Here is a 24,406-nt window from a genome sequence, read left to right on the forward strand (position 1 = left end):
GGGTTCGTCGGGCGCGGACGCCGAATGGGTGGGATTCATAAAACAACAGACGTGAAAGGCCGCGCTCCCTTTGGAGGTGGGCCAAAGCAAATTTACCGGAAAAAGACCGGGGCCTTCGCCGTTTCGCCGGATTTGCCGTAGGAAATACTATTTTCCGCGCTTCCCATGTCAGCTCCTACTTATTTGATTGTAGTTGGCACCTCGGCCGGCGGTATGCCGGCCCTGGTCGAATTCGTAACCAATCTTCCGGCTACCATTCCCGCCGCCATTCTGGTGGTACAGCACTTCGCCCCCGATGCCGACGGCCAGCACCTGGTGGAGCGGCTGGGCCGCCACACCGCCCTGCCCTGCCGCCTGCCCACCGACGGCGAGGTGCTGAAGGCCGGCACCCTCTACCTGGCCCCGCCCGACCGCCACCTGCTGGCCAAGGATGGCAGCGTGCCCCACCTGCTCGTGACCAAAGGCCCGCGCGAAAACCACTACCGCCCCGCCATCGACGCCCTGTTCCGCTCGGCGGCGGTGGCCTACGGGGCGCGGGCGGTGGGCGTGGTGCTCACGGGGATGCTGCACGACGGCACGGCCGGCCTGGAATTCATCAAGCGCTGCGGCGGCATTGCCATCGTGCAAGACCCCCACGAAGCGGCATTCCCGAGCATGCCCGAATCGGCCCTGCAAAACGTGGACGTGGACTACGTGGTGCCCCTAAGCCAGATGGCGGCCCTGCTGGATGAAATCACCCACAGTCCCCCGCCTCAGCGCCAGCCCATCATTCCCGAAGACCTGAAGCAGGAAGCCGCCATTGCGGAAAGAGTGGTGGGCGATACCATCGCCGTTGATAGCATCGCCCACCTGGTGCCCCTCACCTGCCCCGACTGCGGCGGCAACCTCTGGGAAGTGAACGAGGGCAAAGTGCTGCGCTACCGCTGCCACACCGGCCACGCCTACACCGCCGACGGCCTGCTGCACAATTCCCAGCAGCAACTCGAAGAAACCCTCTGGGTGGCCCTGCGCATGATGGAGGAGCGCAAAAACCTGCTCACCGGCATGGCCGCGCGCGACGAGGGCGCCTACTCGGCGCAACGAGCAGAAAAGCTGAACGAAATCAAAATGCACATCAACCGCCTGCGCGAGTTTCTGCTCAGTGGCAGCAGCCCCACCACCGTTGCCACGCCCGAAGACTAGCGGCGCGGGGGCCGTGAGCGGGCGACGGGCTTAGGCCTCCAGGCCCCAGTCGTGCCAGCTGGCCTGGCGGGCGGCGTCCAGCAGCGTGGGCACCATGCAGGGCGCGGGGCCCAGCTCCTGCTCCAGCAGCTCGCGCTTCACGCGCTCGGGCACGTGCACCAGCACCAGCTGCGCGTGTTTTTCCTGAAGCTGAAAGTGCGAGTTCCACAGCAGTCGGGCGGCTTCGGTCGACAACGATTCCAACATGCCGCAATCGACCCACACCGAGGGCTTGCCGCTGCGCTGCGCCCGGCGCAGCCAGCGCGCCAGCACCGATTCCGGCTCGCCCTGGCGGCCGGGAGCCAGGATGAGCAGGTAGCTCTCCGGCAGCATTTCATGGTATATCACATGCATAACGAATAGAATTTAAGCAGTTGTCAAACAGACATAAACAAGATATTTTGATACCATGCGGCAACCTATCGTGTAATGTTGATACAAATTACGCCGGCAGGACAAGTTGATACCAAGCTAAAAATACTGGTTTTACTATGTATAAATACTTAAACTATTGTTGGGATAAATTTCATTATTCAGTCTTTTCCCTGCTCATCGTCCTGCCCGACATTTCCGGGCAAAAATGGGTAGACCATCATAACGAAAGTTAAACATAGATTTATATATATACAATAACCGGCTATTAAATTTCCGTTCCACCGCAGACCAACCAAAACATCTTTCCCCGATAATCGTCTCCATTTTGCCGACATTGGCGACGGGGCAGACGTCAGGCGCAACAGCAACCGCCCCAAAACCGCCTTATTAACCTTTTTCCACCTTTCACCTCTTCACTATGAGCCCTTCCGTACGCAACATCATCGCCTGGATTTTGCAGGCTCTGCTGGCCGCCATGTTCATCTATGGCGGCAGCCACAAGCTGATGGACCTGCCCGGCACCATGAAAATGTTCGAAGGCCTGGGCATGCCGGGCTGGTTCGGCGGCTTCATTGGTGGGGCCGAGCTGCTGGGCGGCATTGGTCTGCTTATCCCCCGCACGGTGCGCCCGGCGGCCATGGGCCTTATCATCATCATGATTGGAGCCGTGTTCATGCACGCCACCAAAATCCCCGGCGGGCTGGCCAAGGGTGTGCCGGCCATTGTGGCGCTGGTTCTGCTGGTAGTAGTGCTGATGCTGCGCAGCCGCACCGAGGCGCGGGCGGTCTAAAGACGGAGCTGGCCTGTCATTCCGGCGAAGGAGGAATCTGAGTCAAACCGTTCAAACAACTTTGCTCAGATTCCTCCTTCGCCGGAATGACAACCGAGCCTTGCTTCTAACCTAAACCATTGCCGCCCGGCCGGGTTGCTTGCCTTCTGGCCGGCCCGGCCGGGCTACTTGTGTGTTCCCTTTGTCATGAAAATCCTTTATAGCTACCTGCGCAACTACTGGCCGCTGCTGGTGCTGGCCCTCGGGCTGGCCGCCGTGAACCAGGTGTTCTCGCTGCTCGACCCATATTTCTTCCGCAAGCTCATCGACCATTTTGCGCCCAAGGGCGGCGATTTGGGCGCGATTCATCTGGTGCCGTTCGGGCCGTTTCTGCGCGAGGCGCTGCCCTACATCGGGCTGATGCTGGGCGCGGCCATGGTGTCGCGCATCGCCAAAAACTTCCAGGATTATTACGTCAACGTCATCACCCAGCGGCTGGGGGCCAAGATGTATTCCGACGGCCTGCGCCACTCGCTGGAGCTGCCCTACCAGGTGTTTGAGGACCAGCGCTCGGGCGAGACGCTGGGCAAGCTCCAGAAGGTGCGGATTGACGTGGAAAAGCTCATTCAGAGCTTCGTGAACGTGCTGTTTACAGCGCTGGTGGGCATCATTTTCGTGATGTGGTACGCCATTACGGTGTACTGGCCCATTGCGCTGGGGTATTTCCTCACCATTCCGCTGCTGGGCATTCTGAGCTTTTTCCTGAGCAAGCGCATCAAGGTCATTCAGAAAACCATCGTGGCTGAGACGACGGCCCTGGCCGGCTCTACTACCGAGAGCCTGCGCAACATCGAGCTCATCAAAAGCCTGGGCCTGGCCCAGCAGGAAACCGAGCGCCTGAACGCCACCACCGACAAAATCCTGAAGCTGGAGCTGCGCAAAGTGCGCTACCTGCGCTCGCTGAGTTTCGTGCAGGGCACCTTCGTGAACCTGCTCCGCAACGTGATTGTGCTGCTGCTGCTGTACCTGCTGGTGCAGCGCCACATCAGCCTGGGGCAGTTTTTCTCGTTCTTCATCTACTCGTTCTCCATTTTCGGGCCGTTGCAGGAGCTGGGCAACATCATCGGGGTGTACCGCGAAACGGAGATTTCGCTGGGCAATTTCCAGACGATTCTCGACACGCCGAAGGACGTGAAGCCGGCCGACCCCAAGTCCGTCGCGCACATCGACAACTTAGCCTTCGACCACGTCAGCTTCCAGCACCTCACGGCCAAGGGCAAGGCGCTCACCAATATTTCCTTCGGGGTGAAGCTGGGCGAAACCATTGCTTTCGTAGGCCCCTCGGGCTCGGGCAAAACCACCTTGGTGAAGCTGCTGGTGGGCCTCTACCCGCCCCTGGCCGGCCAGATTCGCTACAACGGCATCCCCGGCGATGAAATCGACCTCGACGAATTGCGCGAGCAAATCGGCTTCGTAACGCAGGATACCCAGCTTTTCGCGGGCACCATCCGCGAAAACCTGCGCTTCGTGGCCCCCCACGCCACCGACGAAGAATGCCTGCTGGCCCTGCACCAGGCCGCAGCCGATACCCTGCTGGCCCGCGCCCCGCTCGGCCTCGATACCGTGATTGGCGAGGGCGGCGTGAAAGTGAGCGGCGGCGAAAAGCAGCGCCTCAGCATTGCCCGCGCGCTGTTGCGCAAGCCCACGCTCATGGTGTTCGATGAAGCCACGTCGGCCCTCGATTCGCTCACCGAAGAGGAAATCGGCAAGACGGTGCGGGAACTCTCCGGCTCACGCCAGCACATGACCATCCTCATTGCCCACCGCCTCAGCACCATCCTGCACGCCGACCGCATCTTCGTGCTGGAGCGCGGCCACATTGCCGAGCAGGGCGGCCACGCCGAACTGCTGGCCCAAAAAGGCCTCTACTACGCCATGTGGCGCCAGCAGATTGGCGAGCGCAAGGAGGCCGAGGTTACCAGCGCCGTGGCCGTTTAGCCCGCCAAATTGCACTTTATCGCCTGAAAATTCTCTGTTTTGTAGTCCGGTCGCGGCCGGAGGGCTTGGCAGAGCTCTGCCAGGCGCTCTGGACCAGACCGGAGCCCTAAAAAGAGCTCTGCCGAGCACTCCGGACTAGACCGGGGTGCTCGGCAGAGCTCTTTTAGGTAGTCCGGACTCGGCCGGGGCGCTCGGCAGAGCTCTTTTTACCCGTCCAGATTCGGCCGGAGGGCTTGGCAGAGCTCTGCGCGGACGGCCATTCCTCCTACTCAATCACCTGCGCCTTCGGGTCGAAATCGACGGTGGGCTGCTGGAGGTTCATGTCCTCCAGGGCGGCCACCACAATTTCGGTGATGGCCAGGTCGCGGCCCCACTTGTGGTTGGCGGGAATCACAAACCACGGCGCAGCACCGGAGGAGCACTGCCGCATGGCCTCCTGGTAGGCGGCCTGGTAGTCGGCCCAATGGGCGCGCTCCTTGAGGTCGTTGGGGTCGAATTTCCAGTTTTTGCTGGGGTCGTCGAGGCGGGCTTGCAGGCGCCGGGCCTGCTCCTCCTTGCTGATGTGGAGGAAGAATTTGAGGATGCGCGTGCCGTTATTGGTTAGCAGCTGCTCAAAATTATTGATGTCGGCGTAGTGCTGCTCGCAGGTTTTCTCGTCAATCATGCCGTGTACGCGGGTGATGAGCACGTCCTCGTAGTGCGAGCGGTTGAACACGCCAATATGGCCACGCTTGGGCGTCTGGGCATGGATGCGCCAGAGGAAATCGTGGTTCAGCTCCTCCGAGGTGGGCGCCTTGAAGTTGGCCACCTGCACGCCGGCCGGGTTCACGCCCGTGAGCAGGTTCTGGATGGCCCCGTCCTTGCCGCCCGTGTCCATGGCCTGCAGCACGATGAGCAGGCTGCGCGAGTGCTCGGCGTAAAGCAGCTCCTGGAGCGCGCTCAGGCGCTGGCGCAGCTGGAGCAGGCGCGGGCTGGCCTCCTGCTTGTCGTCGGGCTGGTGCTTGAAGGGCGTGATGTCGGCCGGGTCCACGTCGGCGAGGCGAAAGGACTTGCTGTTGACGAAAACGGCGGGGGTTTCGGGGAGCTTGAATTTCATGATGAGTTGAATAATAATTTCTACGCGCCGCCCACCAGCCGCGCAATGCCAAAGGCCGCCGCCGCTGCCAGCGCGCCTACCACGGCCATTTTCACGGCCCCGGCCACGGGCGGCTGCCCGGTCATGCGGCTCTTGAAGTAGCCAAACACGAACAAACACACCAGCGTGATGGCCGCCGACCACGCCAGCCCCTGCTGCGGCGTATCGGTCACAAAATAGGCGCTGAGCGGAATCAGCCCGCCCACCGCATAGGCCACGCTGATGGTGAACGCGCTTTTGGGGGCCTGTTTGGGGTCGGGCTCCTCCAGGCCCAGCTCGTACTTCATCATGAACTTCACCCACTGCTCGGGGTCGGCGGTGAGCTCGGCCACGGCCTGGCGGCGCGTTTCCGGGGAGAGGCCCATGTCGGCCAGCAACTCGTCTACTTCGGCGCGCTCTTTTTCCGGCACTTCCTGCACCTCGCGGTGCTCGCGGCTCAGCTCCGAGGCGTAGTGTTCTACCTCGGTGCGGCCGGCCAGGTAGCCGCCCAGGCCCATGGCAATGCTGCCGGCCACAATCTCGGCCAGCCCCGCCGTGATAACCAGACTGGACGACGACACGGCCCCGCTCAGCCCCGCCGCCAGCGCAAAGGGCACGGTGAGGCCATCGGAGAGGCCAATGACCACATCCTGCAGCATGGCCGAGCTGGTGAGGTGGTCTTCGGGATGCACGTCGTGTGGCAATTGGGTGGTGGTTTTTGGCTCGGTCATAATAGGAAATTTAAGAATGTGGCCTGAACCCGGCAAGGTGCTTTACGTACGCAGAAATAGAATTTTCGCTGCCGGAATATTTCGGCGGCCTGCCTCACCTCACTCGTTTTCATCATTATGGCTGCTCCCGCCAAAACCGCCGCTCCCAAAACCGCCGCACCCAAAAAAGCTGCCGCCCCGGCCGCCAAGAAAGCCCCCGCCAAAGCCGCTGCCTCCAACAACGGCAAAGGGGCCGGCACCAACGCCGCCGTCGACATCCAGCCCATCCTCAACCAGCAAAACCACGCCCCCGCGCCCACCCAGCGCTACGGCACCGTGAGCCAGCGCCTGCCCATCGGCCTCGACGAAGCCACCCGCCGGAGCAGCGTGACCATGCTCAACCAGCTCCTGGCCGATACCATCACGCTGCGCGACATGTACAAAAAACACCACTGGCAGGTAGTAGGCCCCACTTTCTACCAGCTGCATCTGCTGTTTGATAAGCACTACGAGGAGCAGGCGGTACTGGTCGATGCCATCGCCGAGCGCATCCAGATTCTGGGCGGCGTGGCCGTGGCCATGGCCCACGACGTGGCCGAGCTCAGCAGCATCCCCCGCGTGCCCCGCGACCGCGAAGAAGCCCCCGTACAAGTCTCACGCCTGCTCGACGGCCACCAGCGCCTCCTCAAAAACTGCCACGACTACGCCGGCAAAGCCGACGAAAGCGGCGACGACGGCACCAACGACCTCATCGTGAGCCAGCTCATCCGCACCAACGAAATGCAGGTCTGGTTCGTCTCGGAGCACGTAGTCGAGTCGCCCCTCACCCGGGCCGAGTAGCCTTAGATTAAACCACAAAAAAGGCTGCCGCATCATTTGCGGCAGCCTTTTTTGGTTTTGGTTTCAGTCGTTAGTCGACTTGCGCGGCCAGCTTTTCGCTGTGGTTGTCCTCAGCTTCTTCTATCGAATGGGTTTTGCCCAGGTCGTTGTCCTTCTTGGCCAGCTCGGCCAGCAGACAGTAGAAATCGTGCAGAGTCTTGATTTCCTCTTCCGAAAAGTCCTGCGCGTTGATAAGGCGGTTGCTGGCCCCCTGCTGGGCCGCAATCAGCTCGTTCAGCTTGAGGTGCAGCACCAGCGAATCCTTGTTCTGCGCCCGCTGAATGAGAAACACCATCAGAAACGTGATGATGGTGGTGCCCGTGTTGATGACCAGCTGCCAGGTTTCAGAATAATGAAACAGCGGCCCCGTGATGCCCCACACAATCACGATGCTCGCCGCAGTAACAAATGCGGCCGTAGAGCCCGAAAACTTGGTAATGGCCTCGGCCATGCGGCCGAAAAAGGAGTTTTTAGTGGGCAATGAGGAGGAATTCATGGCGTTTTTTCTGAAAAAAGGACGAAAAGCACCCTAGTGCTATTACGAAACCACAAGATAACCAGTTCAATGGTGGGGGCTTGGTGAAAAAGGCCAATAAAAGGTTGTGTGGCCAAAATCCTCCGGCTATCTTTGCACCCGCTTCGCCACCTCAGCGACGCCGGCCTCGGCCGAATACCCGGTTTAGTTGCTCTATTTGCGCACGTGGTGAAACTGGTAGACACGCCATCTTGAGGGGGTGGTGCCTTCGGGTGTGGGAGTTCGAATCTCCCCGCGCGCACGCAAATCGAAAGCCCGCTGCAAGTAATTGCAGCGGGCTTTTTCGTTTCTCTCACTGCCTCTAACTCTCTCCTACTCCCGCTCAAATGGGTTGCCGGGCTTCACCAGCACCACCCGCTCGCGCTCCACTACCACCTGGCCGGGCAGCGCGCCCTTGGGCTTGCGCACAAACTTCTTGGGCGTGACCGTGACCGGGCACAGCGTATCATGCTGGCGGCGCGAGTACCAGCCGGCCAGCATGGCGGCGTGCTCCACCACGGGTTCAGGCACAACCTGCCCCGCCTTGTGCCGGATGACGACGTGCGAGCCGGTCACGTCCTTGGCGTGCAGCCACAGGTCGTCCTTATGAGCATATTTCTGGGTGAGCAGGTCGTTATTCGCCGCGTTGCGGCCCACCAAAATGGTGAAGCCCCGGTCCTCAAAAACTTTGAAGGGAAGTTCCGTGGCCGCTTTGGCCGCCGTGGGCGTGGGGTCGAGGCCGTGCTGCTTGCGCCAGGTGCGCAGGCCGCGCAACTCGGCCAGGGCGGGCTGGGTGTCCATCTCCTCAAGGCGCTCCAGGGCCGTGAGGGCTTCGGCCTCGCGGCGAGCAATGCGCTCACTGAGCTGGCGCTCTTCGATTTGCTGGTTTTTGCCCTTGCGGTAAAGGTTTTCGGCGGTGAGCTGGGGTTTTTCGGTGCGCTTCAGCTTGATGGTTTTGGGCTGGTTGGTGTAGAAATCCAGCACTTCGATTTGGGTGGCCCCGGCCGGAATCTCGTGCAGGTGCGCCATGATGAGGTCGGCGGTGTGGCGGTAGCCGGCCTCGTGAGCCAGGGCATGGAGGCGTTGGCGGGCGTGGGCGGCGGCGGTACTGGCCTCGTCGGCGCGGCGCTCCAGCAGCTGGCGAAGCTGCTTGGTTTCCATTTCGAGGGCACGGCGGCCCAGAGCCATGGGCACGAAGCGGCGCAGGGCGACCACGGGGTCGTCGCCGGCAAAGGTTTCCAGCGCTTCGCCCAGCGGCAGCAGGCTGAGGCGCGTGCGGCCGTCGAGCTGGATGATGTAGTATTGGGCCGGCTTTTCGAGCTGGGCCAATACCTGGTTCACCAAGCGGGTTTTGGTTTCGGGCGGGGCTAGGTCGTAGCCGTTTTCGCGCAGGTAGCGCAGGGGCAAATCGGCGAGCGGCGGCGGGAGTTTCCCGGCAACTGGAGGCGTAGTAGCTGGCTGGGGCCGCAGGTCAGCATCAGCCAGCAGCTTTTGGTGGAAAAGCTGGGCTTTGGCATCCGGCGCAGTGCGGAAAATGGCATTGGGGCGCGGGCCGTATAGCTTGAATACGAGGCGGGCACCGCTACGGAAATTTAGTTGCAGCACCCGGTCCTGGGGCCAGGCGGCCACGGTTTCGACCTGCTGGCCCAGCATGTCCGGGAACAAATCGACGGAATTGGCGCGGGCACGCTGGAAGGTTTCGGGCAACGCCAGGGCCGGAAAATTGGCTCCCAGCTGCGCTTTCAGCCAGAACTCAGCCGTGCCGCTGGTGAGTCCGATGACCAGCTCATCCTTTTCCTGCGTGAAGCAAACGGCCACGCGGTAGCCCCGCAGCCGCTCGGTGAGCGCGGGGGCCAGCTGGCGCAGGAAATAGTAGTTGGTGTGCATGGATGTAGCGCGGACTTTGCGAGTCCGCGAGTGTGGTGCTAACTCGGTTGTTCAATTCGCGGACTCGCAAAGTCCGCGCTACACCTCCACTTTCAGCCCATCATACGCCAGCCGAATCCAGCTAGGCAGTTCGGCTTCTACCTCGCGGTGCAGGCCCAGCTGGTGGCTGATGTGGGTGAGGTAGGCGCGTTTGGGTGCGGCTTCTTCGAGCACGGCCACGGCCTGGGCCAGGGTGAAGTGCGAGATGTGCTCCTCGCGGCGCAGGGCGTTGAGCACGATGACGTCGGCATCGCGGAGCTGGGCGCGGGTTTCGGGGCCGAGGTGGTTGGCATCCGTCAGGTAGCAAAAGCCGCCGATGCGGAAGCCCAGCACCGGCAGGCGGTGGTGCATGGCTCGGAGGGGCAGCACGGGAACGCCCAGCACGTCAAACGGCACGTCATCGCGCTCGATGGGGTGCAGCGTCACGCGGGGCACGCCGGGGTACTTGTGCTCGGCAAAAATGTAGGCAAACTCCTGCCGGAGCTGCTGCAGCACCCGGGGCTCGGCAAAAACCGGCATGTCAGTCTGCTGCCGGAAGTTGAAGGCCCGGATGTCGTCGAGGCCGGCGGTGTGGTCCTTGTGCTCGTGGGTGAAGAGCAGGGCGTCGAGGTGGGTGACGCGGGCGCGCAGCATCTGCTGGCGGAAATCGGGGCCAGAATCGACCACGAAGCTGCGGCCGTCCACTTCCAGGTGCACGGACACGCGCAGGCGGTGGTCGCGGTGGTCGAGCGAGCGGCACACCACGCAGGTGCAGCCAATCATCGGCACGCCGGAAGACGTGCCTGTACCTAAGAACGTTACTTGCACTGCGTTTGAATTATGAATTATGAGTTTTGAATTATGAGTTGTTTCGCAGTCAAAACCGCCGTGAGGCATTTGGGCCTACGATTTCAACTCATAATTCATAATTCAAAACTCATAATTCCTTTAGCCCACGTATTGCTTCACTACGCGCACCAGGGCGTCGAAATCGAGCGGCTTGGGCAGGTAATCGGTCACGCCGGCCTCGCGGAACTGGTCCATCGAGTAGTTGTTGGCGTTGCCGGTGATGGCGATGATGGGCAGCTTGTTGATTTTGGGGTCGGCGTGGGCGCGGATTTCGCGGGTGCACTGCATGCCGTCTTTCACGGGAATGTTGATGTCCATCAGCACGCAATCCACCGGGTTGCTCTCCAATTGCTTCAGCACTTCGCCGCCGTTTTTAGCCAGCACGATTTTATACTTCTGCAATTCGAGGATTTTGCGGGTAAGATTGAGAATTACCGAGCTGTCTTCGGCAATGAGGATGGTTTTGGATGCGGGTTCGGCGGACATTGGCGAAGGGGTTTGAGTTGGGTTCATAGGGTAGAGCGGTAAGAAATTGGCCGCGCTCAGGCGGCCGAAGGGTCAGCAGCGCGCTCAACTGCGCCGGGGTATTCGGCAACGAACTGCGCAAAGTAATGTTCCAGAAGTTGAAAACCCACGGCACCTTCATCCAGCCGGCCCTCTTTGAACTGGTGTTCAAGGTGCCGGGCCTGCGCGGCCAGGGCCACCCCGCCCAGCGTAGAGGCCGTGCCTTTGAGCTGGTGCAGCATGGGCAGCAGCTCGCGGAAGTTGGCCTCGGCCACCACGGGGGCAGCGTCGCGCAGCAAATCGCCGGCCTCCTGCTCAAACTCCTTATACAGCTCGAACGTGAATTCGGAGCCACCCAGCTCTATCAACTGGTGCATGATGTTCACATCGAGCGTGGGCTCCTGAGGCGCGGCTGGCGCGGGCAGCGCAGCCGGGACCGGGGCAGTGCCATTGGCACCAGGGGCTGTGGCGGGGGTATTACGCGGGCGCAGCCAGCGGTGCAGCACTTCGTAGAGGTGGCGGCTTTTCACGGGCTTGCCCACGTAGTCGTCGAGGCCCTGGCTCATGAAGCGGCCGGCGTCTTCCTGCATGGAGTAGGCCGTCATGGCCACCACGGGTGGGCAGGCAGCCCCCAGCAAGCGGCGGATTTCGGCGGTAGCGGCCACGCCATCCATTTCCGGCATCTGGATGTCCATGAAAATAATGTTGTAGCTGGCCCCCGGCTTGCTAACCAGGGCAATGGCCTCGGGGCCGCCGCCGGCAATGGTCACATCGCAGCCCAGCTTGGTGAGCAGGCGCTGGCCCACCTTCTGGTTAATGGCGTTGTCATCGACGAGCAGCACCCGCGGGGCGGCCTCGAAGGGCTGGAACGCGGCCTCGCGCTGCGGAGCCGCAGCGAGTGGCTCAACGTGCTGGGCCTCGCGGGCCGTGATGGTGAACCAGAACACCGAGCCCTCGCCCTCGTCGGATAATACGCCGATTTCGCCCCCCAGCAACTCGGCCAGCTGCCGGCTGATGCTCAGGCCCAGGCCCGTGCCGCCGTAGGCCTTGCTGGGCGTGGTGTCGAGCTGGGTGAAATTGGTAAAGAGCAGGCTGGCGTTGTCGCTCGAAATGCCGATGCCCGAATCCTGCACCGCAAAGCGCAGGGTGTGCAGCTCGCCGTCGGTGCTCACGCTGCTCACCACGATGCCCACAGTGCCTTCGTTGGTGAACTTGATGGCGTTGGCCACCAGGTTGGACAGAATTTGGAGCAGGCGCACCTCGTCGGTTATCACGTAGCGCGGGGTGTGCGGCGTGATGTGGTAGGTGAAACGGATGTGCTTCTGCTCGGCCCGGTAGATGAACAGGGCGCGGATGCGCTCCATCACGGCTTGCAGCTCGATAGGCGTTTCGTGAATCTGGAGCTTGCCGGCCTGGATTTTCGATAGGTCGAGAATGTCGTTCAGGATGGTAAGCAACGCGTCGGAGCTCTTGCGCAGGGTATCCACGTAGTCGAGCTGCTCGTCGGTTTCCACGGTCTGGTCGAGCAGGTCAATCATGCCGATGATGCCGTTCATGGGCGTGCGCAGTTCGTGGCTCATGTTGGCCAGGAACTGCGTTTTGGCCTCCAGGGCGGCTTCGGCCTCGTCTTTGGCCAGGCGCAGGTCGTCCTGCATCTGCTTGATTTCGGTTACGTCGCGGGCAATGCCCTGGGTGCCGGCATCGCCGCCGCCTACGATGCGCGCATTCACCAGCACGCTTACCGGGTAGCCGTCCTTGTGCCAGAGCTGGGTTTCGAAGTTGCGCAGGCCACCGCTGCGGTCCACTTCCTCGGTGGCGCGGGGCCGGTCGGCGGGCTCCACGTAGAAATCTATCACGGGCCTGCCCACCACTTCTTCGGGCTCGTAGCCCAGCACGTCGCGCACCGAAGGGCTGACGATGGTGAGAATGCCTTCCTCGTCGGTGCGGTAGTAGATGTCCTGAAACGACTCGAAGATGGAGCGGAACTTCTCCTCCTGCCCTTCCAGGGCCAGCTGGGCGCGCTTCTGCTCGGTGATATCGTGGGCAATGGCCGAAATTTCCTCAAACGAGCCATCGCCCAGGTAAATCGGGTTCAGGTAAATATCGGTCCACACGTCATAGCCCCGGGCATCGCGCAGGCGCATCTCGAAGCGCTGGGCCTGGCCCTTGGCGGCCGCGTCGTAGTGCTGCACGAAGGTGTCGCGCTCGTGGGCGGGCATGTTCGCCAGGTCGGCCTTCCACAGGTTGAGGCCGCGCACCGGGTAGGTGCCGTTGCGCCGCAGGAACAGGGCCGCGTAGTTGCGGTTGAAGTTCATGAGGTTGGCGTGGGTGTCCACCGTCCACATCACGTGCGAGCCGCTCTCGAAGATAGCATTGAGGCGGGCCGTTTGCTTGCCAATCTGTTCCTCGTTGCGCTTGCGCTCGATGGCCAGGGCCACTTGGTTCGAGATGAAGTGCAGCACGTCGAGGTCGCCGGGTGTGTAAGCATCGGCGCGGCTGTAGTCCTGCACGGCCAGCACCCCAATGATGCGGTCGCCGATGCTGAGCGGCGAGGCCAGCATCACCTCCGGGGCCTGCCCGAAGGCCGTGACGGCCCCGCTGCGCACCAGCTGCTGGTAGTCGGTGTGGGTGAGGTAGCGCGGCTGCCCGCCGGCAATGATGTACTCCGACACGCCCGCCGAAAAAGGCCGCGTGCCCTGCGGCCGGGCCTGTGGGTGCTGGTCGACGTGGTACACGAACTGCAGCTGCGTGCGGGCATCGTCGCAGAGGGCGATGAACAGGTTGCTGGTTTCGATAATCTTGCTCAGCTCGCGGTGAATGGCCCCGTAGAGGCTGGGCAAGTCCTTGGCCGAGATGGCCAGGTTGGCGATGCTGTAGTAGACCTTTTGCAGGCGCTCGGCCTTGATGCGGTCCGTAATGTCGTGCAGAATGGCGCGGCTGCTCACCGGCTGGCCTTCCTCGCGCACCACGTTCATGCTCCCGATAAGGTGCACGGGCTTGCCCTGGCTAGTCAGAAACACGGTTTCGACCTTGTTCACCGGCTCGCCATCATACAGATTGCGGAGCTGATAGAGCAGCTTGGCCTTGTAGTAGGGGTGCACCACATCGGCCAGGGTGCGGGTGGCCAGCTCGGCGTCGGTATAGCCCAGCTTTTCCTTCCAGGCCTTGTTCACAAACAGGAAACCGTTGTCGGCCCCGAGGTGCTGCACCAAGTCTTGGGCATTGTCGAGAAAGTCCTGCAGGTGGGTGCTGTCGCCGGCCAGGGCCGGGCTAACCACACTGTGGCTGGCCACTTCCTGGCCGGCCATCCAGAGGCCCGTAACGCCCCCGGCGGCATCGTGCGTGAAGCCGGCCTGCCAGTTCAGGTAGCGCAGCTGGCCCGTGCGCGTACTTATCGACCGCTCGTAGCTGGCCGCCACGTTCTGATGCTCAATTATTTCCAGGAACTCCCGCCGCCGCGCTTCGCGCTCGGCAGGCGGGGCAAACAGCTGGTAGCAGTGCTGGCCCAGCACTTTGTCGCGGGTATAGCCCGTGAGGGCCAGCAGGGCCTCATTGACCTCAACGATGGTCCCCTTCGAATCGGCCAGCATGTACACCTGGCCAAGCTGGTCGAGCAGCGCCGCCAGGGGCGGGGCCACGGGGCGGGCAGTGGAAGTAGCCGAAAAAGGAGCCATAAACGACACGAACTACCAGTTGATATTTCCGGCTAAGATAGCCACCGCGCTGCGAGGCGGCGGTGTAAATTTGGCCAAAATATAATTATCGCCGGCCGTCCCTGCCCGGCTGGCCCTCGCCCCACCCCGCCCTTGCCGCTCCCCTCCCAGCCGCTGCTTTTCACCGTCACCACCGATTTGTGCTTCGACCAGCGGATGCAGCGCATCTGCGGCAGCCTGGCCGCCGCCGGCTACCGCGTGCAGCTGGTGGGCTGGCAGCGGCCCACTTCGCCCCCACTCACGCCGCAGCCTTACCAGCAGCGCCGCCTGCGCGGCTGGTTTCAAAAGGGCAAGCTGTTTTACCTGGAGTATAACCTGCGGCTGTTTTTCTACCTATTGAGCCAGCGCGCAGCCGCCTGGTGCGCCTGTGACCTTGATACCGCCCTACCTGTGTGGCTGCGCGCCAAGCTCGGCGGCCAGCCCTTCGTGTACGACGCCCACGAGCTATTCACGGAAGTACCCGAGGTGGTGGCCCGGCCGGCGGTTCAGCGCATCTGGCGGTGGGTGGAGGGCTTCATCGTGCCGCGCGCCCGGCTAGCCTACACCGTGGGGCCGGCACTGGCGCAGGTCTTTGAGCAGCGCTACGGCCGGCCCTTTGCCGTGGTGCGCAACGTGAGCCGCCTGCGAACTGGCGAGGTGCTGCCGCCCGCCCCCACCGCTGCCCCGCCCGCTGGCTACATCCTCTACCAGGGCGCGCTGAATGTGGGCCGGGGCCTGGAAAACCTGATTGATGCCATGCCGCAGGTGGCGGGCCGGCTGGTGATTTGCGGTGAAGGCGACCTCTCGGCCATGCTACGTGAGCGCGCCGAAAAGCTGGGTTTGCTGGCATCAGGCAAAGTTGAATTTCGGGGCTTCGTGCTGCCCGAGGCATTGCGCGAAGTCACGCGGCACGCGGCCGTGGGCATCATGCTGCTGGAGAATATCGGCCTGAGCTACTATTACTCGCTGGCCAATAAATTTTTTGATTACGTGCACGCCGGCATCCCGCAGGTGCTCATCGACTTTCCCGAATACCGCGCCCTCAACGACCAGTTCGACGTGGCCGAGCTGGTGACCGACCTGCAACCCACCACCCTGGCCGCTGCCCTCAACCGCCTGCTGCGCGACGAGCCCGCCCGCTACCAGCACCTGGCCGAAAACTGCCGCCGCGCCGCGCTCCAACTCAGCTGGCAACATGAGGAACAAGTGCTGCTGAAGCTATTTGCGGGCTTATTTGCATAGCCTGGCTTTCGCTTGCACATTGAGCCAATAACTTAAACTACTGGCTCGTTGGCGCCAGCGCATCGGCCGCTTGCTGCCTGGAAGGCGGCCGTGGGCGTTATCTTGCCGGTCCGATGGGTGGCACTACACGCCGAAAATATTGTTTTGTAGCTGCTTACCCTGGTTCCCCGTTGCTCCGGCCTATGAAGATTTTTCTGACGCTGGTACTGTTGGTTTTTCGGCTGATACTATATGCACAGCCCACGCCGCCCGCTATCCCGTACACCGACGCGCAAGCCCGCTACCAGCTGGCCTTTGCGCCGGGCTGGGTGCCGCCCCGGGCCGCGGGCGGGCAGGTAGCCACGTTCACAGCCGGCGCGCCGGTTATCGCCGCGACAGTGAAAGTCCTCCAGCAGCCACTGCCCGACGACCGCCGCGACCTGCGGCTGCTAGGCGCGGGCCGGCCCGATTCGGTGTACCAACGCATCCAGCGCCTTCCCCGCGTGCAGGTGCTGCGCCTCGACCAGCACAGCATTGGCCCCACCGATGAGATTGATTACGAGTACACCTACGCCCCGCCAGCCCTAGCCACGCGCATGCACGTAGTGGGCCGGCAGCTCTGGCGCGGCGGCTACGAGTTTCGGGTAGAATACCGGGCCGGCACCGACCAGAGCGGCCGCTACCTCACCGAAGGCCGGCAGTTGGTCGAGTCGTTCGCTTTCACTAACTCGCCCTGGCCCAGCCGCCGCTACGCCGACCAGATTTGTGACGGCAAAATGTATGGCATTGCCGCCCTGCGCTACCACGACGGGCAGTGGGAAGATGACTGCCGCACCATCCACGAGTTTTCAACTTCCGACCCCACAGCCACGCCCCGTGCTCACCGCCGGGTGCTGCCCTTCCAGTCCTACGCCCTGGCCAAAGGTTTCGATAACTGCCTGTATTCCGTCACGAAAGCCCCCACCAACGCGCCTGAACGCGTGTACCGCTACGACCCCGCCGCCCGGCGCGGCGCGTACACCGACTGGCAGCTCCCCGCCCAAGGCCCGGAAAACGTCTGGATTTCCGCCGCTACCGACGACCACGGCGACCTGTATTTCATGACTTCCGATGCCAACCTGCTCGTGCGCGTGAGCCCCCACGAAGGCCGCGTGAGCGTGGTGTGGGCCACGGACCCCATCCGCAAAGCGCCGTATTATCCCCTCATCGGCTTCGCCAGCGCGGGCACCCACGGCAATTTCTGTCTCGACGATGCCAGCACGATGTATATGGTGTACAGCACCGACGGCTCGCTGCTAAAAGTAAACCTGACCACCAAGCAGCCCGCGCCCGAGCGCATTCCCATCGACGGCTTGCCCGTGCGCGGCGGCTACAGCGACCTGCTGATGCAGAACGATGCCGCCGGCCGCCGCCGCATGTACCTAGCCGGCCCGCACGGGCTCTATCAGGTCGATTTGGCCCGCCGCCAGGCCACCCGCGTGCGCGGCGGCACCTATACCGACCTGGCCGGCTGCAACCTGTTTGGCGTGGTGCAGCCCGCCCCGCCCGCGCCGCCACCCACGCCCACCACTTCCATTTGGGAAGGCCGCGTGCTCGATGCCACCACCTCGCTGCCCCTGCCGCAGGCCCAGCTCCGCCTCGACCACGACGACGTGGGCACGGCCGTGCTGCTGTCGGTGCGCGGTAGCTTCACCTACACCACCACGCCGGGCAGCACCTACCAATACCACGCCCAGCACCCCGGCTATTTCTCCACCGACAGCACCTGGGCCGCCGCGCCCGGCCCGCTGGTACGCGACATATTGCTCCGCCCGCTGGCCGTGGGAGCCACCCAGCAACTCGCCAACGTGCAGTTCGAGCAGGGCAAAGCCGTTATGCTGCCCTCGTCGGCCGCCGCCCTCAACAAGCTGGTGCGCCTCATGATTGACAACCCCGGCCTGACCATCGAGCTGCGCGGCCACACCGACAACGTGGGCCCGCCCGAAAAAAACGTGGTGCTCAGCCAGCAGCGCGTAGCCGCCGTGAAAGCCTACCTCGCCGACCACGGTGTGGCCGGCAGCCGCATCACCGGCCTGGGCCTGGGCGGGGCCGAGCCCATTGCCAGCAACGACCAGGAAGCCACACGCCGCCTCAACCGCCGCGTCGAATTTCGCATCGTGGGGCTGCAATAGCGCGGGCGGCGCGAACTTTGCGGCCCGCGTTGACGCTTTTGACAGCGCATTATTTCCGCCGTGTCCGCACTTCCTCCCGAAATCCTCGCCCAGCTGGCCCCCACAGCCACCGACCCGCGCCCCGTGCTGCTCACCATTGCCGGCCCCACGGCCGTGGGCAAAACGGCCCTGTGCGTGCAGCTGGCCCAGCAGTTTCACACCGAAATTGTCTCGGCCGACTCGCGCCAGTTTTTCCGCGAGCTCAGCATCGGCACGGCCAAGCCCACGCCCGCCGAAATGCAGGGCGTGCCCCACCATTTCATCGATAGCCACAGCATCACGGAGGATTACAGCGCCGGCCGCTTCGCCACCGATTGCCTGGCCGTCCTCACCGACTTATTCCAAAAGCACCCGCTGGTCATCCTCACCGGCGGCTCGGGCCTCTACGTGCAGGCCGTGACCGACGGGCTCGACGAGCTGCCCAGCGTGCCGCCCGAAGTCCGGGCCCAACTCCACGCCGAGCTGGCCGCCCACGGCCTGCCCCACCTCGTGGCCGAGCTGGCCGAAACCGACCCCGTGGCCCACGCCCGCATCGACCAGCAAAACCCCCAGCGCGTGGTGCGCGCCCTGGAAATCACCCGCGCCACCGGCCGGCCTTTTTCCAGCTTCCACACCGCCGGCCCACCGCCCGAAAACCCACTTTTCCGCAACGTGAAAGTGGCCCTCACCCGCGAGCGGGAAGAGCTTTACCAGCGCATCAACCTCCGCGTGGAGCACATGCTAGAAGCCGGCCTGCTCGATGAAGTAAAAACCGTCCTGCCCTACCGCCACCATCACGCCCTGCAAACCGTGGGCTACCAGGAGATTTTCGGCTTTCTGGACGGTGAATACGACTGGGCCGAAGCCGTGCGCCTGCTTCAGCGCAACACCCGCCGCTACGCCAAGCGCCAAATGAGCTGGCTGCGGCGGGACTCGGCTTATCAGTGGGTGCAGTTATAACCAGCTGTCATTGCGAGCGGAGCGAAGCAATCCGTCCTGTCAAAACCAGCCATTTTCTTATACCAGAAAGCCCCGGCACTTTGCAGTACCGGGGCTTTTCACATTATCAGGTTAGTCGCTGGGAACAGGACGGATTGCTTCGCTCCGCTCGCAATGACAGCCGTCAAACGCTATACGCTCAGAATCTCCACCATCCGCATGAAGCTCTGGTTGATGAGTTTTTTCTTGTTAATCGTATCCGTGAACGGCGTGTACACCAGCTTTTTATCCACAATTCCGGCCATTACATTACGCATGCCGTTCATGAGGCCTTCCACGGCGGCGATGCCGATTTGGGAGCCCAGCAGGCGGTCGGCGGCCGTGGGGGAGCCACCGCGCTGAATGTGCCCGATAACCGTGACGCGAGTGTCGAGCTGCGGAATGGCTTCCTTCACGCGGGCGGCCGTGTTGGTGGCGTTGCCTTCTTCCTCGCCCTCGGCCACGATGACGATGAACGAGGTTTTGGAACGCTGCCAGCCCGTTTGCAGCGTGTCAATTACCACATCCACACTCATTTGCGTTTCGGGAATCATCACGATTTCGGCCCCGCCGCCGATGGCACACGGGATGGCGATATAGCCCGAGTCGCGGCCCATCACCTCCACAAAGAAGCAACGGTCGTGCGAGTCGGCCGTGTCCCGGATTTTGTCGATGCACTCCAGCGCCGTGTTCACGGCCGTGTCGTAGCCGATGGTGTAGTCCGTGCCGTACAGGTCGTTGTCGATGGTGCCCGGCGCACCCACCGTGGGGATGCCGAATTCTTCCTCAAAAATCATAGCCCCGGTGAAGGTGCCGTTGCCGCCAATGGCCACGAGGCCTTCAATACCGTTGTTTACCAATTGGTCGAAGGCCTGTTGGCGGCCTTCCTTGGTCATAAACTTCTGACTGCGAGCCGATTTAAGAATGGTGCCGCCCTTCTGCACCGTGTTGGACACCGAAGCCGAATCAAGACGCACAAATTCGCCCTTAATCATGCCACTGTAGCCCCGCATAATGCCGTAAACCTCAATACCGTGGTATGTGGCCGTGCGTACCACCGCCCGGATGGCGGCATTCATGCCCGGCGAATCGCCTCCACTCGTAAAAACCGCTATTCTCTTCATCTGACCTGATATATATACAACCGGGCGCGCAAATGGCACCCAAACCGCGCAAAGTTGGTGAAATGAATGCAAACCCTCAACCCAGGCAAAGAAATTGCCGTTATGGAAACGATTGTAATTTCTCTTAGCAGAACAGTAATTTGACAACAAAAAGCTGATTTTTCGTGTATCTTACCCCTGAAATCGCGGTTTCGCTCCCAAAATCATTCCCCACATCTTAATTCCCACGTTTATGTTCGGTTTTTTCGAAAATGAGCAGGCTAAAAAAATCAAAAGCCACCTGTTGAATCTCGCGGCGCTGGCTAAAGCCGACGGCCATATCGACGCTCGGGAGATGAATTTTATCCTCGCCGTGGGTAAAAAGAATGGCATCAGCTCCTCTGAAGTGCAGGCGCTGGTATCGGGCTCGAAAGGCAGCAGCAACGACCTGCCCACCACCGACTCGGAGCGTTTTGACCAGATTTTCGACCTTGTAGATATGATGTTGGCCGACGGCATCGTGGACGAAACTGAGATGGACTTCTGCATCATGATGGCCGAGAAGCTGGGCTTCCGCAAAGCCATTGTGGGCGTGTTGGTGCGCAAGATTTCGCAGGGCGTGAAAGATGGCCTGCCCAAGGAACGCATCAAGGAAGAAAGCACATCATTTCTGAACTACAACGAGTTGCCCCGCCCCAACGTGGCGGTGTAGTAGATTTCCCAACGGGCAGCCCGCAACAGAACCGGCCCTTTGGCAACCCCGTTTCGGGCTGCCAAAGGGCCGGTTTTTTGCTGCACCGAGCTTGGTTCGTTAATCGCCCTAGCTAGCCCTACCGGGTGCAACCCCGCCCCCACCGGCAATGTGCTCGATGGCGCGCAGCAGCGCGGCGCAGGCGTCGTCAATCTCGGCCTCGCTGATGGTGAGCGGCGGGGCCAGCCTTAGGGAGTTGTCGCAGAACAAGAACCAGTCGGTGAGGATGCCTTCGTGCTCTAAGGCATAGTCGATGATGGGCTTGAGCACGGCGAAGGAATCGAATTCCACAGCCATTAGCAGGCCTCGGCCGCGTACCGCCCGAATGGCCGGGTGCCGCAACTGCTCCCGGAACCGCACCGCTTTGGCGTCCACGCCTTCGGCCAGTTTTTCATCCTGCATCACCTGCAGCGTGGCCAGGGCCGCCGCGCAGCTCACCGGATGCCCGCCGAAGGTGGTGCAGTGGCCGAGAATCGGATTGGTTTTGAAGCCGGACATGATTTCCGTGCTCGAAATGAAGGCCCCAATGGGCATGCCGCCCCCCATGCCCTTGGCGCACACCAGAATATCGGGCTCGATGCCGAACTGCTCGAACGCCCACATGGTGCCAGTGCGCCCGTAGCCGCACTGGATTTCGTCGAGAATGAGCAACGCGCCCACTTCGGAGCAGCGGGCGCGCAGGGCGGGCAGGTAGCCGGGGCTGGGCACGCGCACGCCGGCTTCGCCCTGCACGGTTTCGATGACCACGGCGGCCGTGCGCTCGGTGATAAAGGCGAGGTCGGCCAGCTCGTTGTGGCGGATGTGGCGCACGTCGGGCAGCAGCGGGCGGAAGCTGTTTTTGAAGCTCTCGGAGCCGGTGATGGACAGGGCACCGTGCGTGGAGCCGTGGTAGGCGTTGAGGCAGGAAATGAGCTCGGTGCGGCCGGTGTGGCGCTTGGCCAGCTTCAGCGCGCCCTCGATGGCCTCGGTGCCGGAGTTGGTAAAAAACACCGAATCCAGCTGCGCGGGCAGGGTTTTGTGGATGGCCTCGGCCAGCTGCGCGGGGACGGCCTGCACCAATTCGCCGTACACCATCAGGTGCAGGTATTTATCGAGCTGGGCCTGAATGCCGGCCAGCACGCGCGGGTGGCGGTGGCCCACGTTGCTCACGCCGATGCCCGAAATCAGGTCGAGGTAGCGGCGGCCGTTGGGGCCGTACATGTACACGCCTTCGGCCCGCTCAATTTCCAGCAGCAGCGGAAAATCAGAGGTTTGGGCCTGGTGGCGCAGGAATAATTGGCGGGGTGTGAGGACCACGGCTTTATCGGATTTGACGGATTAGTCGGATTTTGGGGACGAGGATGCATTGGCAGCTTCACCCACCCGCCCTTGATAACAACCTGCGAAGTGGCTGTTTAGATTATCCCACAAAAGTAAAGAGGCCACTGCGGGGGCAGCGGCCTCTTGGCATAGCTCAGAAAGAAACGGTCTTAATTGGTGTCAATGGCTGGCTGGGCACCCGCCCCGGCCACGCGCTTGATGACTTCCTTCGTGAAGTCGCGTTCGGCCTGAAACAGCTGAGCCACTTGGCGCAGGGAAATGACTTTCTGAAACTTATCGAAGTATTCCTTTTCGAGGTTCAGCTCCTGCTGGCGCATGTTGAAGGATTGGGTGAAGTTGTCGCGGATTTGCTGGTCGGTCATGCCTTCGGTCACGTCGCGACGCAGCAGGCGGCCGCTGCGGTTGAGCTCGCGGCGGCGGGTCGAAAACTCGTTGTAGAGCGGCCAGAACTTCTGGGCCTGGTCCTGGGTAAGGGATACGCGGTTGGTGATGAAGGCAATTTTGGCGTTTTCGAGCTGGCCGAGGCGCTGGCGCCGGCCGCCGCCCAGCCCACCCTGGGCGTGCGCGGCCGGGGCCAGCAGCAGCAGCAAAGCCGCGAGGCTCAGCAAACGAAACATGGATGATAAAACGGACATGATAGCGAGGTAGGAATACAGAAATTAGAGGTACGTAGAATCGTCGGAAGGTTGCGCGTCCAGCGCGTCGTTCAGCTCATCTTCCGATGCTTGTAGGAAGCCTTTGGTGATGGCTGGATGCGCGGCGGTGAGCACGGCCAGGTCGGAGTTTTCGACGCGGGCACCGCTCGTGAGCAGGTAGCCCACCAGCTCGGTGCGCGGCACAGCATCGAGCGAGGCGGTGGTGGCCGTGGCGGGCACCAGCGGCGCAGTGCCGCTCATGTAGAACGAGGCTGCAAACCCGCCCAGCACGGCCACCGAGGCCAGCCCGGTGCGCAGCGCCGGCGACAGGAAGCTGAGCCAGCCGCGACCTAATGCAGTTTCGCGGGCATCGGCCTGGGGCAGCCGGGCCATTATATGCATCGGCAGTTTATCGAAGTAGCCAGCGGGCGGCTCGCTCAGCAGCGGGCGGGGCCGCCGGGGATGCGCGTCTAGCTTGAAAGCAGTTTTCATGATGGTTGGATGAAAAGGCAGGGGCAGCGTTTAATTCCGCCAGTAAAAAATTGTGCGGGGCGGGGTTAGTCGTCGGTGTTGCGGGTCACGTATTCTTCTACTTTTTTCACGGCGTGATGGTAGCTGGCTTTCAGCGCGCCCACGCTGGTGCCGGTTACTTCGGCCATTTGCTCATAGGGCATTTCGTCGTAGTAGCGCAGGTTGAACACGAGGCGCTGCTTGTCGGGCAGGCGCAGAATGGCTTGTTGGAGCTTCAGCTCAATGGCATCGCCGGCAATAGCGGGGTCGGCTTCAATTTTGGCAGCCAGCTCGGCCCCCACGTCATTCAGCGGCAGCAGGAACTTGCGCCGCTTGCTGCTCAGGAAATTCAGGCACTCGTTGGTGGCGATGCGGTAAATCCAGGTAAAGAGCTGGGAATCCTGGCGGAAGTTTTCGAGGTGCTTCCACACCTTCACAAACACGTCCTGGGTGAGGTCGTCGGCGTCGTCGTGGTCCACCACCATCTTGCGCACGTGCCAGTACACCTTGCTCTGGTACTTGCGCACGAGCTGGTTGAACGCCAGATTGCGGCTAGCGGGGTCCTGGAACTTGAGGAGAATTTCGTGGTCTTCCAAACGCGATAGATTCTTGCCTGGGCGGCGAAGGCGGGGGTTGGACGCGCTGACAAAGGTCGCGTTTAATGCGACTGGTGAAAAAGTATTTGCCCCGGCCCACTACACTGGCAGGTACAGGCAGTTAGCCTGCACCAGAGTTGCGGCTACTTTTCCGCGTAAGTGCAAGTCCAGCGGTTATCAGGATTGGTCGGAAATACCAGAAAGTATTTATCGGGCCGGTCTATTTTCTCTGCTTTGCCTTTATCAAAATAGCCACCAGTAAATAGCAGGTTTCCGTCTTTATCAACGATGAATTTTCCCTTGCTGGGTTTCTCAAAACCGGAGTAGAAATAGGTGCCATCGGTACTTATCGTGAACGAACCGCGCGGGATATATTCGGTCACTACCCCACGGTATTTGCTGGCTGTGCAGCTGTATTTGCCATATTTAAGCTTGGCTTTTGGTGCCGCCTGGGCCAGAAGCTCGACTGAAGTAAGCGCGAGCAATGCGCAGCTGACAGCTGTAATCAGAAATCCCTTTTTCATTTTAACTACTTGTGCTTTGAAAACTTCGGGGCACTAATCAACAATAATT

At 61.8% G+C, this 24,406-nt stretch carries 22 protein-coding genes and 1 tRNA gene; 9 read left to right on the forward strand and 14 right to left on the reverse strand.

The window, feature by feature from the left end; genetic code table 11:
- The first annotated feature begins 165 nt into the window (after positions 1 to 165).
- Positions 166 to 1,182: a chemotaxis protein CheB gene (locus AAFH49_RS01075; RefSeq protein WP_342295345.1), complete on the forward strand. Its 1,017-nt coding sequence runs from the start codon at positions 166 to 168 to the stop codon at positions 1,180 to 1,182.
- Positions 1,183 to 1,212: 30 nt separating this feature from the next.
- Here AAFH49_RS01075 and AAFH49_RS01080 read toward each other — a convergent pair whose 3' ends face one another.
- Positions 1,213 to 1,569, reverse strand: a complete 357-nt coding sequence (locus AAFH49_RS01080; RefSeq protein ID WP_342295346.1) for an STAS domain-containing protein — start codon at positions 1,567 to 1,569, stop codon at positions 1,213 to 1,215.
- Between the two features lie 445 nt (positions 1,570 to 2,014).
- Here AAFH49_RS01080 and AAFH49_RS01085 point away from each other — a divergent pair, with 445 nt between their 5' ends.
- Positions 2,015 to 2,386, forward strand: coding sequence for a DoxX family protein (locus AAFH49_RS01085; RefSeq protein WP_342295347.1), 372 nt, complete (start codon positions 2,015 to 2,017; stop codon positions 2,384 to 2,386).
- Between the two features lie 186 nt (positions 2,387 to 2,572).
- Positions 2,573 to 4,363: an ABC transporter ATP-binding protein gene (locus AAFH49_RS01090; protein ID WP_342295348.1), complete on the forward strand. Its 1,791-nt coding sequence runs from the start codon at positions 2,573 to 2,575 to the stop codon at positions 4,361 to 4,363.
- Positions 4,364 to 4,628: 265 nt separating this feature from the next.
- Here AAFH49_RS01090 and AAFH49_RS01095 read toward each other — a convergent pair whose 3' ends face one another.
- Positions 4,629 to 5,459, reverse strand: coding sequence for a polyphosphate kinase 2 family protein (locus tag AAFH49_RS01095; RefSeq protein ID WP_342295349.1), 831 nt, complete (start codon positions 5,457 to 5,459; stop codon positions 4,629 to 4,631).
- Between the two features lie 20 nt (positions 5,460 to 5,479).
- Positions 5,480 to 6,208 (reverse strand): VIT1/CCC1 transporter family protein, encoded by a 729-nt coding sequence (locus tag AAFH49_RS01100; RefSeq protein ID WP_342295350.1) that lies wholly within the window; start codon positions 6,206 to 6,208, stop codon positions 5,480 to 5,482.
- A gap of 117 nt (positions 6,209 to 6,325) precedes the next feature.
- On the opposite strand from AAFH49_RS01100, the gene AAFH49_RS01105 reads away from it, so the two are divergent.
- Positions 6,326 to 7,027 (forward strand): Dps family protein, encoded by a 702-nt coding sequence (locus tag AAFH49_RS01105; RefSeq protein WP_342295351.1) that lies wholly within the window; start codon positions 6,326 to 6,328, stop codon positions 7,025 to 7,027.
- Positions 7,028 to 7,097: 70 nt separating this feature from the next.
- Here AAFH49_RS01105 and AAFH49_RS01110 read toward each other — a convergent pair whose 3' ends face one another.
- The gene (locus tag AAFH49_RS01110) at positions 7,098 to 7,562 is read right to left on the reverse strand and encodes a low affinity iron permease family protein (protein ID WP_342295352.1); all 465 of its coding nucleotides are present in this window, start codon (positions 7,560 to 7,562) and stop codon (positions 7,098 to 7,100) included.
- Between the two features lie 198 nt (positions 7,563 to 7,760).
- On the opposite strand from AAFH49_RS01110, the gene AAFH49_RS01115 reads away from it, so the two are divergent.
- Positions 7,761 to 7,842, forward strand: a tRNA-Leu gene (locus tag AAFH49_RS01115).
- 71 nt (positions 7,843 to 7,913) lie between these two features.
- On the opposite strand, the gene AAFH49_RS01120 is transcribed toward AAFH49_RS01115, so the two are convergent.
- The 4 genes from AAFH49_RS01120 to AAFH49_RS01135 all read right to left on the reverse strand — a co-directional run bounded on the left by AAFH49_RS01120 (position 7,914) and on the right by AAFH49_RS01135 (position 14,512).
- On the reverse strand, positions 7,914 to 9,467 hold the full coding sequence (locus AAFH49_RS01120) for an NFACT RNA binding domain-containing protein (protein WP_342295353.1): 1,554 nt from the start codon (positions 9,465 to 9,467) through the stop codon (positions 7,914 to 7,916).
- Between the two features lie 78 nt (positions 9,468 to 9,545).
- Positions 9,546 to 10,313, reverse strand: coding sequence for an MBL fold metallo-hydrolase (locus AAFH49_RS01125; protein ID WP_342295354.1), 768 nt, complete (start codon positions 10,311 to 10,313; stop codon positions 9,546 to 9,548).
- A 120-nt stretch (positions 10,314 to 10,433) separates the two neighbouring features.
- Positions 10,434 to 10,820, reverse strand: a complete 387-nt coding sequence (locus AAFH49_RS01130; protein ID WP_342295355.1) for a response regulator — start codon at positions 10,818 to 10,820, stop codon at positions 10,434 to 10,436.
- A 56-nt stretch (positions 10,821 to 10,876) separates the two neighbouring features.
- On the reverse strand, positions 10,877 to 14,512 hold the full coding sequence (locus AAFH49_RS01135) for a PAS domain S-box protein (protein ID WP_342295356.1): 3,636 nt from the start codon (positions 14,510 to 14,512) through the stop codon (positions 10,877 to 10,879).
- Between the two features lie 132 nt (positions 14,513 to 14,644).
- On the opposite strand from AAFH49_RS01135, the gene AAFH49_RS01140 reads away from it, so the two are divergent.
- The 3 genes from AAFH49_RS01140 (at position 14,645) to miaA (ending at position 18,900) form a co-directional block, all read left to right on the forward strand.
- Positions 14,645 to 15,772 (forward strand): glycosyltransferase, encoded by a 1,128-nt coding sequence (locus tag AAFH49_RS01140; protein ID WP_342295357.1) that lies wholly within the window; start codon positions 14,645 to 14,647, stop codon positions 15,770 to 15,772.
- 182 nt (positions 15,773 to 15,954) lie between these two features.
- Complete coding sequence (locus AAFH49_RS01145) at positions 15,955 to 17,922, forward strand: OmpA family protein (protein WP_342295358.1); 1,968 nt, start codon at positions 15,955 to 15,957, stop codon at positions 17,920 to 17,922.
- 60 nt (positions 17,923 to 17,982) lie between these two features.
- The gene (gene miaA / locus AAFH49_RS01150) at positions 17,983 to 18,900 is read left to right on the forward strand and encodes a tRNA (adenosine(37)-N6)-dimethylallyltransferase MiaA (protein WP_342295359.1); all 918 of its coding nucleotides are present in this window, start codon (positions 17,983 to 17,985) and stop codon (positions 18,898 to 18,900) included.
- Between the two features lie 170 nt (positions 18,901 to 19,070).
- Here the strand turns inward: miaA and pfkA are convergent, their stop codons facing one another.
- Positions 19,071 to 20,042: a 6-phosphofructokinase gene (gene pfkA, locus AAFH49_RS01155; RefSeq protein ID WP_342295360.1), complete on the reverse strand. Its 972-nt coding sequence runs from the start codon at positions 20,040 to 20,042 to the stop codon at positions 19,071 to 19,073.
- 232 nt (positions 20,043 to 20,274) lie between these two features.
- Between pfkA and AAFH49_RS01160 the strand changes: the two genes are divergently transcribed.
- Positions 20,275 to 20,733: a tellurite resistance TerB family protein gene (locus AAFH49_RS01160; RefSeq protein ID WP_342295361.1), complete on the forward strand. Its 459-nt coding sequence runs from the start codon at positions 20,275 to 20,277 to the stop codon at positions 20,731 to 20,733.
- Between the two features lie 108 nt (positions 20,734 to 20,841).
- Here AAFH49_RS01160 and AAFH49_RS01165 read toward each other — a convergent pair whose 3' ends face one another.
- The 5 genes from AAFH49_RS01165 to AAFH49_RS01185 form a co-directional block, all read right to left on the reverse strand.
- Positions 20,842 to 22,068 carry an aspartate aminotransferase family protein gene (locus AAFH49_RS01165; protein WP_342295362.1) on the reverse strand — a complete coding sequence of 409 codons (1,227 nt, stop codon included), beginning with the start codon at positions 22,066 to 22,068 and terminating at the stop codon, positions 20,842 to 20,844.
- Positions 22,069 to 22,241: 173 nt separating this feature from the next.
- On the reverse strand, positions 22,242 to 22,727 hold the full coding sequence (locus AAFH49_RS01170) for a hypothetical protein (RefSeq protein ID WP_342295363.1): 486 nt from the start codon (positions 22,725 to 22,727) through the stop codon (positions 22,242 to 22,244).
- A 24-nt stretch (positions 22,728 to 22,751) separates the two neighbouring features.
- Entirely contained in the window at positions 22,752 to 23,219 is a 468-nt protein-coding gene (locus AAFH49_RS01175; protein ID WP_342295364.1) for a hypothetical protein, read from the reverse strand.
- 65 nt (positions 23,220 to 23,284) lie between these two features.
- Entirely contained in the window at positions 23,285 to 23,833 is a 549-nt protein-coding gene (locus tag AAFH49_RS01180; RefSeq protein ID WP_342295365.1) for an RNA polymerase sigma factor, read from the reverse strand.
- A gap of 143 nt (positions 23,834 to 23,976) precedes the next feature.
- On the reverse strand, positions 23,977 to 24,357 hold the full coding sequence (locus AAFH49_RS01185; RefSeq protein ID WP_342295366.1) for a hypothetical protein: 381 nt from the start codon (positions 24,355 to 24,357) through the stop codon (positions 23,977 to 23,979).
- Between the last annotated feature and the right edge of the window lie 49 nt (positions 24,358 to 24,406).

Origin of the sequence: Hymenobacter segetis (assembly GCF_038448715.1) — a bacterium.
GTDB classification, from domain to species: Bacteria; Bacteroidota; Bacteroidia; order Cytophagales; family Hymenobacteraceae; genus Hymenobacter; species Hymenobacter segetis.